The organism is Wolbachia endosymbiont (group B) of Germaria angustata, assembly GCF_964026725.1.
Lineage (GTDB): Bacteria > Pseudomonadota > Alphaproteobacteria > Rickettsiales > Anaplasmataceae > Wolbachia > Wolbachia pipientis_C.
In genome coordinates, this window is the sequence record NZ_OZ034691.1 from 279,945 (window position 1) to 291,566 (window position 11,622).

Annotated in this window: 6 protein-coding genes; 5 read left to right on the forward strand and 1 reads right to left on the reverse strand. The window is 34.6% G+C overall.

Annotated features, from left to right (window positions below; all coding sequences use genetic code 11):
* The first annotated feature begins 1 nt into the window (after position 1).
* From AAGD63_RS01355 to AAGD63_RS01375, 5 genes are read left to right on the forward strand one after another with little or no spacing between them, the layout of a single operon-like run.
* Positions 2-442 (forward strand): 50S ribosomal protein L11, encoded by a 441-nt coding sequence (locus AAGD63_RS01355; protein WP_143689749.1) that lies wholly within the window; start codon positions 2-4, stop codon positions 440-442.
* Between the two features lie 4 nt (positions 443-446).
* Positions 447-1,100, forward strand: coding sequence for a 50S ribosomal protein L1 (gene rplA, locus AAGD63_RS01360; protein WP_213864005.1), 654 nt, complete (start codon positions 447-449; stop codon positions 1,098-1,100).
* A 12-nt stretch (positions 1,101-1,112) separates the two neighbouring features.
* Positions 1,113-1,631, forward strand: coding sequence for a 50S ribosomal protein L10 (gene rplJ, locus AAGD63_RS01365; RefSeq protein WP_341813563.1), 519 nt, complete (start codon positions 1,113-1,115; stop codon positions 1,629-1,631).
* A gap of 26 nt (positions 1,632-1,657) precedes the next feature.
* Positions 1,658-2,059, forward strand: coding sequence for a 50S ribosomal protein L7/L12 (gene rplL / locus AAGD63_RS01370; RefSeq protein WP_341813564.1), 402 nt, complete (start codon positions 1,658-1,660; stop codon positions 2,057-2,059).
* A gap of 58 nt (positions 2,060-2,117) precedes the next feature.
* Positions 2,118-10,637: a DNA-directed RNA polymerase subunit beta/beta' gene (locus tag AAGD63_RS01375; protein WP_341813565.1), complete on the forward strand. Its 8,520-nt coding sequence runs from the start codon at positions 2,118-2,120 to the stop codon at positions 10,635-10,637.
* A gap of 34 nt (positions 10,638-10,671) precedes the next feature.
* Here the strand turns inward: AAGD63_RS01375 and dusB are convergent, their stop codons facing one another.
* The gene (gene dusB, locus AAGD63_RS01380; protein WP_264331334.1) at positions 10,672-11,622 is read right to left on the reverse strand and encodes a tRNA dihydrouridine synthase DusB; all 951 of its coding nucleotides are present in this window, start codon (positions 11,620-11,622) and stop codon (positions 10,672-10,674) included.

Genomic DNA, 11,622 nt, shown 5'->3' on the forward strand with positions numbered 1-11,622 from the left:
TATGAGTAATATAGTTGCTAAGATTAACTTACTTATGGAAGCTGGGAAAGCAGTTCCAGGACCGAAAATTGCTTCAGTACTTGGCCCGCGTGGTATACCTGTTCCTAAATTTTGTGAAGCTTTTAATAAAGCTACTAGCGCTGCTAACGCTAGCTATAAAGTAGGTGATTTAGTAACGGTGAGAATTTCCATAAAGGATGATCGCTCTCATGATTTTACTGTCAGCGGTCCGCCTGTGGCTTATTTGCTTAAGCAGGAAGCTAAATTAAGTAAAGGTTCTGGTAATTCTGGTAAAGAATTAGTGGCTAAATTATCTATGTCTGCTATCATTAAAGTGGCAAAGTGTAAGATGGTTGATATGAAAGTGGATAATGAAGATTCAGCAGTGAAGATGGTTATAGGCACTGCAAAATCTATGGGTATAGAAGTTGTGGAAGGTTAGGTAAATGAGTACATATAATGATAATTCTAAGCAGTGTTTGGAGAAGATTGTTGAGTCTGCTTCAGCAAAATTTAATGAATCAGTTGATATCGCAGTCAATTTAGGTGTAGATTCACGTAAATCTGAAGAGCAGGTGCGTGGTACAGTAGTTTTGCCTAAAGGTATCGGAAAGAATATTAAAGTAGCTGTTTTTGCTCAAGATAAACATTTATTAGAAGCTGAAAAAGCTGGTGCTGATATTACAGGAGGAGAAGATTTAGTTGAAGAGATAAAAAAAGGTAGAAAGTTGAATGTTGATTGGTGCATCACTACTCCTGATTTCATGGCAAAAATCACTCCTATTGCAAAAGTATTGGGTGCTAAAGGGCTGATGCCTAACCCTAAATTTGGTACTGTGACTTCTAACATTGCGGAAGCTACTAAAACCATTAAGTCTGGTCAAATAAAATTCAGGACGGATAAAAATGGGGTTATTCATGGTAAATTAGGAAGTATTAAATTTGATATTGATGATTTGCTGGAAAATTTAAAAGCCTTTCTTAAAGTAATTAGAGACAATAAACCTGCTTCTGTGAAAGGAGTTTACTTTAAAAGCGTTTTTTTAAATTCAACTATGGGTAAAGCTCATAAAATAAACAAAGTAGAAGATATAATTTAAGGGAGCGAAGTTGTGAAGCGTAAAGATAAGGATGAATTTATACAAAACATAATGAATGTGTTTGTCAATAATGATTTCTTAATATTGGTAAATTTCAAGTCTATGAATGTTAGCAATTCATTAATTCTTAGGAATAGTCTAAAATCTGTAATGGGTGGGATGTTAGTAGTTAAAAATACTCTAGCTTGCTTGGCTTTGGAAAGGACTGGTAAATTTTCTTATTTATCAGATAAATTTTCTGGTTCTGTTGCTATTATATACTCTAGCGCTATAGTAGAAGCTGCAAAGTTAATAGTTGATTTTATTAATGCTAACAAAGAAAAAATGTCTGTGATTTGTGCGGCTCATATAAATGAATTGTTAACAGTGGAAGATGTTAACAAATTGGCTAAGCTTCCCTCTTTGGATGAATTGCGTGTTAAAATTATGCGTTTAATATCTTATGATATTCCTGCTAGGTTAGCATTGTCTATTAATTCATCTTCTATGAGGCTTATGAGAGTTTTGGATTACTGTAGTTCTGAAAAATAAATTTGTTGTTAAATAAGGTGGTAAGTATGAATAATGTAACAAGTGATTTGGTTGATAAAATATTATCTTTAAATCTATTAGAGGCTTCTGAACTTGTAAAGGTTCTAGAAGAAAAAATAGGGTTGCCTAGTGGTTCTTTTTTTGGTGGAGCTGTTGGTGCTGGGGTGCCTATTAGTGATAATGCTACTGCTCCTGTTGCTCAAGAAAAAGCTGAATATAAAGTTGTAATCAAAGAGATTGATGCAAGCAAAAAAATAGGAGTGATTAAAGCTATTAGAGAAGTTAATTCTACATTGAATTTAAAAGAAGCGAAAGAATTAGTTGAGTCTTTACCCAAAGATTTGACTGCTAATGTTTCTAAAGACGAAGCAGAAAAAATAAAGCAAAAACTTATTGAAGCAGGAGCAACTAAAGTTGAGCTTGAGTAAAATGTTAGTATATTAATTTTATGTTGATATAGCTCTTTTAATTAGTGAAGGTATTTTTATGGTTGATTCTTCTTATATGTGTGCTTCTAGTGCTTTTGTTCCTAGAGTTTCTTATTCCAGGTCGATTGATTTAAAAGATTCTTTGTTGGATTTGGTTAAAGTCCAAAAGGGGTCATATAATTCCTTTACTCCTAATAATGAGAGTAATGAAAGACTTGAAGCTATCTTTCATACAATTTTTCCAATATCTGATCCTTTGCATAGGGCTACTATCGAATTTTTGAATTGTAGGGTAGATGATCTTAAGTATAGTGAATCTGAATGTATAAAACGTGGTATAACTTTTTCTGCTCAGGTTATTGCTTCTATACGTCTTGTTATTATGCAGGATGGTGTTTCTCTTGAAAAATATCAAGAGATTAAAGAATATGATGATCATTCTAAGCTTGCAACTGTTATAAAATCTGCTGAAGAGCAGGAGGTTCGCTTTTGTGAACTGCCTATGATGACTGATAAAGGTACTTTCATCATCAATGGCGTAGAGAAAGTTATCGTTTCACAAATGCATAGATCTCCTGGAGTGTTTTTTGATAGTGATAAGGGAAAAACTTACAATTCTGGCAAATTGATCTATTCTGCTAGAGTTATTCCTTATAGAGGTTCTTGGCTTGATATTGAGTTTGATGTTAAAGATCATTTGTATTTTCGTATTGATAGAAAGAGAAAGTTGCCAATATCAGTTTTATTAAAGGCTTTAGGCTTATCAAATAATGACATACTTAATAAATTTTATGAAAAAATAGAGTATATAAAACATAAAAGTGGCTGGAAAGTACCTTTTTTCCCTGATAAATTCAAGGGAGTGAGGCTTCCTTTTGATTTAAAGAATGTTGAAGGCAATGTGTTACTTAAAGCTAATGTTCGTATTACTTCAAAATTAGCTAAAAATCTATATGATAACGGGTTGAAAGAGTATCTAATTCCTTATGATTCTATATGTGGTTTATTTTTTGCAGAAGATTTAATAGATAGTGCTAGTTCTACAAAAATCTTATCTGCTGGTGAATCTATAAAATTAGAGGATATAAAAAAGCTTGAATTATTATCTATAGATAAAATATCAGTGTTGAACATAGATAATGTTTCTGTTGGACCTTACATATTAAACACACTTTTCTTAGATGAAAACATGTCTTATGAGAACGCTCTATATGAAATATATAAGGTTTTGCGTCCAGGTGAAGTTCCTGTTTTAAAGATAGTAGAGGAGTTTTTTCGTAATCTTTTCTTCAGTCCGGAATATTATGATTTGTCTAACATTGGTAGATTGAAACTTAACTCTTGCCTTGGGTTAAATTATGAGGAAAATTTAACTACTTTAACACATGAAGACATTATTGAAATTATAAGAAAAATAGTATTGTTACGTGATGGTCAAGGATCTGTAGATGATATTGATCATTTAGCAAATAGAAGAGTCCGTTCAGTTGGAGAGTTTATAGAAAATCAATTTAGAACTGGATTATTAAAATTGGGACGGGCAGTAGTTGATTCTATGTCTACTTCTAGTTTAGATAAAGTCTCTCCATCTGATTTTATAAATCCAAAAGTGTTAACCAATGTCTTAAGAGATTTTTTCAACTCTTCCCAATTATCTCAATTTATGGATCAGACTAATCCATTATCTGAAATAACACATAAAAGAAGGTTGTCAGCGTTAGGTCCTGGTGGTTTAACAAGAGAGAGAGCGGGATTTGAAGTGCGTGATGTTCATCCAACTCATTACGGAAGAATTTGCCCTATTGAAACTCCTGAGGGGCAGAATATAGGCTTAATTAACAGCTTAGCTATATACGCTCGTATTAATAAATATGGGTTCATTGAAAGTCCTTATAGGAAAGTAGTTAATAAGGTTGTTACTGATCAAATTGAGTATCTGTCTGCTATAGATGAAGGTTTATATTATATAGCCGATACCAGCGCAAAGCTTGATGAGAACAACTGCTTTGTTGATGATATGTTATACTGTAGGTATGCTGGTACCTTTGTAATGGTAAATAGTAATCAAGTAAGTTACATTGATTTATCTCCTAAGCAGGTAATATCGGTTGCTGCTTCTTTAATTCCATTTTTAGAAAATGATGATGCTAATAGAGCGTTAATGGGTTCAAATATGCAGCGTCAAGCTGTACCTTTATTGAAGCCTACTGCTCCTTTGGTTGCTACTGGCATGGAGTCTTTCGTAGCTTCTGGCTCTGGTGCTGTAGTTTTAGCAAAACGTGGTGGCATAGTTGACAGCTCAGATAGTAACTCTATAGTTATACGTGCTTTTGACAAAGGAGGAATTAACTACTTGGATGTAGATATTTATCATCTAAGAAAATTTCAGCGTTCTAATCATAATACTTGTATTAACCAGAAACCACTGGTGCATGTAGGTGATTGTGTTAAGGAAGGTGATGTGATAGCTGATGGTCCTGCTATTAATAACGGTGAATTGGCACTTGGCCAAAACTTGCTAGTCGCTTTTATGTCTTGGCAAGGTTATAATTTTGAAGACTCAATCATTATTTCTAGTGAAGTTGTTAAAAGAGATCTATTTACTTCTATTCATATAGAAGAATTTGAATGTGTTGTACATGACACTCCTTTAGGGTCGGAAAAAATAACTCGTGCCATACCCGGTGTTAATGAAGAAAATCTTTATCACTTGGATGATAGTGGTATAGTAAAGGTTGGTACAAGAGTTGGTCCAGGTTATATTTTGGTGGGGAAAGTTACACCTAAGCATTCTCTTTCATTGCCTCCTGAGACAAAATTGTTAATGACAATTTTTGGTGAAAAATCATTCGATTGTGTGGATTCCTCTTTATATACATCTCCAGATATTGAAGGGATAGTGATTGATGTGCAGGTCTTTACACGCAGAGGGGAAGAAGAAAACGAAAGGGCGTTTCTTATTAAGCAAAAAGAGGCAAACGACTTTGAGAAAGAACGAGACCATATAATCAATGTTATTAATCAATATTTCTATGATGAATTAAGAAAAATTCTTATTAATTCTGGCTCTCAAGATCGAGAAAGTATTAATTTTATTGAACGTGAGGGATGGTGGGATATAGGATTGAAAAACCAATCTATTTCTAAGCAAGTTGAGAGCTTAAAAAAAGATTTTGATGAAAAAGTATTACATGCAATAACAAACTTTAAGCGAAAAGTAGAAAAATTGCATGAAGGTTATGATCTGCCTCAAGGTGTGTCGATGTCAGTAAAAGTTTTTATTGCTGTAAAACATAGTTTGCAGCCAGGGGATAAAATGGCTGGTAGACATGGAAATAAAGGTGTGATTTCTCGAGTTGTTCCAGTAGAAGATATGCCTTATTTAGAAGATGGTACTCCTATTGATATTATTCTTAACCCTCTTGGCGTTCCTTCGCGAATGAATGTAGGTCAAATATTGGAAACGCATGTAGGTTGGGCTTGTAAAAAATTAGGAGAAAAAGTAGGCAATATTCTTGATGAGATCAATAAAATCAAACGTGCTTTTTGTGAGGCAATTAGATCTCTCAGTGATGATGATTTTGAAAAATTTGCAGCATTATATCTTGATAATAAAAAATTTGAGGATATTAATGATGATGAAATAACGGCTTCTATTTTAGATACGCCTAATAAAGATGAATTAAATAATGAATTGACTACATTAGTAGAGAATTATTTCAACTCTTGTAAAGATGCACACAGTAGTTTACGTCACTTCCTGATTGAGGTTTATAGTTGTGGCAGTAATTTATCTATTTGTAATAACATTCGCGATATTAATGATAATCACCTCATTGAATTTGCGTATAAGTTGCGTGATGGCATTCCTGTTACTGCACCTGTATTTGAAGGTCCAAAAGATGAACAAATAGTAAAGCTATTTGAACTTGCTGGATTGGATAACTCTGGGCAAGTTGTATTATATGATGGTTGTTCGGGTGAGAAGTTTGATCGCAAAGTTACAGTTGGTTACATGTACATGCTTAAGTTGCATCACTTAGTAGATGGTAAAATTCATGCGCGTTCAGTAGGACCTTATAGTTTGGTTACTCAACAACCTCTTGGAGGAAAGTCTCATTTTGGTGGTCAGCGTTTTGGTGAAATGGAATGTTGGGCACTGCAAGCCTACGGTGCTGCTTACACTTTGCAGGAAATGTTAACTGTGAAGTCTGATGACATTAATGGCAGGGTTAAGATTTATGAATCGGTAATAAAAGGTGACAGTAACTTTGAATGTGGAATTCCTGAATCCTTTAATGTCATGATAAAAGAGTTGCGTTCCTTGTGTTTTAATGTGGATTTGAAGCAAAATGACATAGTAATTGAAGATATATCTCACACTAATATCGCACAATCTTTTAATGAGGTTAGCATTTCCATTGCTAGCCCTGAAAGTATTAAACGTATGTCTTATGGAGAGATAACAGATGTTTCAACTGCAAACTACCGTACATTCAAAGTTGAGAAAGGTGGATTATTTTGTCCTAAAATTTTTGGTCCTGTCAATGATGATGAATGTTTATGTGGAAAGTACAAAAAAAGAAGACATAGGGGCCGTATATGCGAAAAATGTGGAGTAGAAGTTACATCTTCTAAAGTAAGAAGAGAAAGAATGGGTCATATAGAGCTTGCATCTCCTGTTGCTCATATATGGTTTTTGAAGTCACTTCCTTCAAGAATTGGAGCATTATTAGATATGTCTCTTAGAGATATCGAAAGTATTTTATATAGTGATAATTATGTTGTAATAGATCCTCTTGTTTCCTCTTTTGAAAAAGGTGAAATTATTAGTGAGAAAGCTTATAATGAAGCTAAAGATAGCTATGGGGTCGATAGCTTTATAGCTATGCAAGGTGTTGAAGCTATAAGAGAATTGCTAATACGCCTTGATTTACATGAAATTAGGAAGAATTTAAGACAGGAGTTAGAGTCTGTTGCTTCTGAAATGAGAAGAAAGAAAATTATAAAGAGATTACGTATTGTTGAAAATTTTATCAAGTCTGGAAACAGACCTGAGTGGATGATACTTACAGCTATACCTATTTTACCACCTGACTTGCGTCCCTTGGTATCGCTTGAAAGTGGTCGACCTGCAGTTTCTGATTTAAATCATCATTATAGAACTATTATTAATAGAAATAATAGATTGAGAAAATTGTTAAGTTTAAATCCTCCTGAGATTATGATTCGTAATGAGAAAAGAATGTTACAAGAGGCAGTTGATTCTCTTTTTGATAATAGTCGTCGTAATGCTCTGGTAAATAAAGCTGGCACTGCTGGATATAAAAAGTCTATTAGCGATATGCTGAAAGGAAAGCAAGGTCGTTTCCGTCAGAATCTTTTAGGAAAAAGGGTAGATTACTCTGGACGTTCTGTAATAGTTGTTGGTCCAACTTTAAAACTAAATCAGTGTGGATTACCGAAAAGAATGGCTCTTGAGTTATTCAAACCTTTTGTTTACTCAAGGCTTAAAATATATGGAATGGCTCCAACTATTAAATTTGCTAGTAAGTTAATAAGAGCAGAAAAGCCAGAAGTCTGGGATATGCTTGAAGAAGTAATAAAAGAGCATCCTGTTTTACTAAATAGAGCGCCTACGCTACACAGGCTTGGTATTCAGGCTTTTGAGCCAGTCCTTATTGAAGGTAAAGCAATACAGCTTCATCCACTTGTTTGTACAGCATTTAATGCTGACTTTGATGGTGATCAAATGGCGGTACATGTGCCAATTTCATTGGAAGCTCAACTTGAAGCTAGAGTGTTGATGATGTCAATTAATAACGTTTTAAGTCCTTCTAATGGAAGACCGATTATAGTTCCTAGTAAAGATATAGTGCTTGGTATATACTACCTAACTTTACAGCAACTTAAGGAAGATGATTTACCACTTTTCTGTGCTTTTTGTGAAGTTGAGCATTCCTTAAACAACGGTACTCTACATATTCATTCTCATATAAAGTACAAAATGGAATACATCAATAGCGATGGAAACATTCAGTATAAAACTATTTTTACAACTCCTGGACGTTTAATATTATGGCAGATTTTTCCTAAACATAAGAATCTAAGCTTCGATTTAATAAATCAGGTATTAACAGTTAAGGAAATAACTAGCATTGTTGATTTAGTATATCGTAGCTGCGGTCAAAGTGCTACAGTGGTATTTTCTGATAAATTGATGACACTTGGCTTTGAGTATGCTACATTTTCTGGTACTTCTTTTAGTCGTTGCGATATGGTCATACCTGAAACTAAAGCTGCACACGTTGATTATACAAGGGGTGAAATTAAGAAATTTTCTGCACAGTATCAAGACGGACTAATCACTAAAAGTGAGAGGTATAATAAAGTTATAGATGAGTGGTCTAAGTGCACAGATATAATAGCGAATGATATGTTAAAAGCGATATCTCTGTATGATGAAAATAGTAAGTACAATTCAATATATATGATGGTTAGCTCCGGTGCAAGAGGTTCTACTTCCCAGATGAAGCAGTTAGCAGGAATGCGAGGGTTAATGACCAAACCTTCTGGTGAAATTATAGAAACACCTATAATTTCTAATTTTCGCGAAGGATTAAATGTATTTGAATACTTTAATTCTACTCATGGTGCGCGTAAAGGTTTAGCTGATACTGCACTTAAAACTGCAAACTCTGGATACTTAACTCGTCGCTTGGTTGATGTATCTCAAAATTGCATAGTTACAAAACATGACTGTAAAACGAAAAATGGCCTTATTGTAAGAGCTATAGTTGAAGGTAGTACTATAGTTGCATCTCTAGAGAGTGTTGTACTGGGTAGAACAGCTGCAAATGATATATATAACCCAGTAACCAAAGAGTTATTATTAAAAGCAGGGGAATTAATTGATGAAGATAAAGTAAAGCAAATCAACATTGCAGGTCTTGATGCTATAAAAATTAGATCGCCTTTAACTTGTGAAATAAGTCCTGGTGTGTGTTCTTTGTGTTATGGAAGAGACCTTGCAACTGGTAAAATTGTTTCAATAGGTGAAGCAGTTGGTGTTATCGCTGCTCAATCTGTTGGAGAGCCAGGTACTCAGTTAACGATGCGTACTTTCCATATAGGTGGGGTAATGACTAGAGGTGTTGAATCCTCAAACATTATAGCTTCTATCAATGCTAGAATAAAATTAAACAATAGTAATATAATTATAGATAAAAACGGAAATAAAATTGTGATAAGCCGTTCCTGTGAAGTCGTTTTAATTGATAGCCTTGGTAGTGAAAAATTGAAGCACAGTGTACCTTATGGTGCTAAACTTTATGTAAATGAGGGTGAGTTAGTAAAAATTGGTGATAAAGTTGCGGAATGGGATCCGTATACACTACCTATTATTACGGAAAAGAGTGGTACAATATCTTACCAGGATTTAAAAGATGGAATTTCAATCACTGAAGTGATGGATGAATCTACAGGAATATCAAATAGAGTAGTAAAGGATTGGAAATTGCACTCTGGTGTAGCTAATTTACGTCCTCGTATTGCACTGCTTGATGATAATGAAAAAGTAATAACACTTTCAAGTGGTGTGGAAGCATGTTACTTTATACCAGTTGGTGCAGTGCTTAATGTACAGGATGGCCAAAAGGTTCATGCAGGTGATGTTATCACAAGAACGCCGAGAGAGTCAGTTAGAACTCGTGATATTACTGGTGGCTTGCCTAAGGTTATAGAATTATTTGAAGCACGTCGTCCTAAAGAGCATGCTATCGTTAGTGAAATAGATGGCTATGTAACGTTCTCTGAAAAAGACCGTAGAGGAAAACGTAGTATAGTAATTAAACCTGTAGATGAGCAAGCTTCTCCAGTTGAGTATTTAGTATCAAGAAGTAAGCATGTAATAGTCAATGAAGGTGATTTTGTGCGTAAAGGTGATTTATTGATGGATGGCGATCCTGATCTTCATGATATTCTACGTGTGCTTGGGTTAGAAGCGTTAGCACACTATATGATTTCTGAAATACAGCAAGTTTATAGATTGCAAGGTGTGCGCATAGATAACAAGCATTTAGAAGTGATCTTAAAGCAAATGCTACAAAAAGTAGAAATTACCGATCCTGGTGATACTATGTACTTAATTGGAGAAAATATTGACAGGCTGGAAATTGATAGAGAAAATGATGCTATGAATAACTCTGGAAAACGACCTGCTCATTATCTTTCTATTCTGCAGGGAATTACTAGAGCAAGCCTTGAAACTAATTCCTTTATTTCTGCTGCCTCTTTTCAAGAAACAACAAAAGTACTTACGGAAGCAGCATTTTGTGGAAAGAGTGATCCTTTGAGTGGGTTAAAAGAAAATGTTATAGTAGGAAGATTAATTCCTGCTGGTACGGGTTTAGTTATGAATAAGGTGAAAGCACTTTCGCTTTGTGAAAATATAGATAAATATGAAAAATATTTTGATATTGAAACTTATGACGAAAAATTGCTGAGTGATAATAGTTATCAATTACATTCTGATGAAGAAGAGAGTGTGGTGGCATCGCACTATGATCAGTCAAGTTGAATATAGCTAATGAGGTAGTATGTTTAATCTGTTTTTAACTAAAAAAATCAATTATATTTTCTTTCACCTCTGTGCTGTCTATTATGTTATTTACTCTTACACGAAATTCAGATGAGTTTTGAAGCCCGCTACTGTACCATCCTATATGTTTGCGGGCCATCTTTATTCCTGTATCGCTTCCATAGTACTCAAGAATACTGTCATAATGCTTGAGTATTATGCTTAATCTCTCTGAGGCTGTTGGCTCAGAAACTTTATTTCCACTCAAAAAGTTTATTGCTTGATTAATCAGCCAAGGTTTGCCGTAAGCACCACGACCTATCATTACTCCATCTGCCCCAGATTCTTTAAGTGCACTTTGAACATCATTCAAACTCTTAATATCTCCATTTACTATAACTGGAATTTTTACCTGCTCTTTAACATTTCTAACGAATTTCCAATCTGCTTGACCATTATAAAGCTGTGCCCTTGTCCTTCCATGTACAGTAATCATCTTTGCTCCCAAATCTTCTGCAATTTTTGCCAAGCGCGGAGCATTACGATTTTCGTCATTCCATCCAGTACGCATTTTTACTGTAACTGGCACACTCACTGCCTTGACTACAGCTTCTATTATCTCAGCAGCCTTTTTTTCATCACGCATAAGTGCTGACCCTGCGTAACCGTTTACAACTTTTTTAACTGGACAACCAAAATTTATATCTATGATTTTTGCACCCATGCCCTCATTTAACTTTGCAGCTTCCGCCATAACATCAGGCTCACAACCAGCAAGTTGTACAGCGGTTAGTTCATCGACTTTTGCTTTTTGCATGCTCTGGCGAGTTTGCATGATCATAGCTCTGCTTGCAATCATTTCTGAGACTAGCAAACTTGCACCAAGTTTCTTTACAATACTCCTAAATGGATAGTCAGTCACTCCAGACATTGGCGCTAAAATAACTGGAGAATCAATAGTTAGATTTCCTACTTGGAGAGACAC

Bases quoted from the DNA above. Each gene is read 5' to 3' on its own strand.
- AAGD63_RS01375 (WP_341813565.1), top strand. From the start codon at position 2,118: ATGGTTGATTCTTCTTATATGTGTGCTTCTAGTGCTTTTGTTCCTAGA.
- rplA (WP_213864005.1), top strand. From the start codon at position 447: ATGAGTACATATAATGATAATTCTAAGCAGTGTTTGGAGAAGATTGTT.
- rplL (WP_341813564.1), top strand. From the start codon at position 1,658: ATGAATAATGTAACAAGTGATTTGGTTGATAAAATATTATCTTTAAAT.
- AAGD63_RS01355 (WP_143689749.1), top strand. From the start codon at position 2: ATGAGTAATATAGTTGCTAAGATTAACTTACTTATGGAAGCTGGGAAA.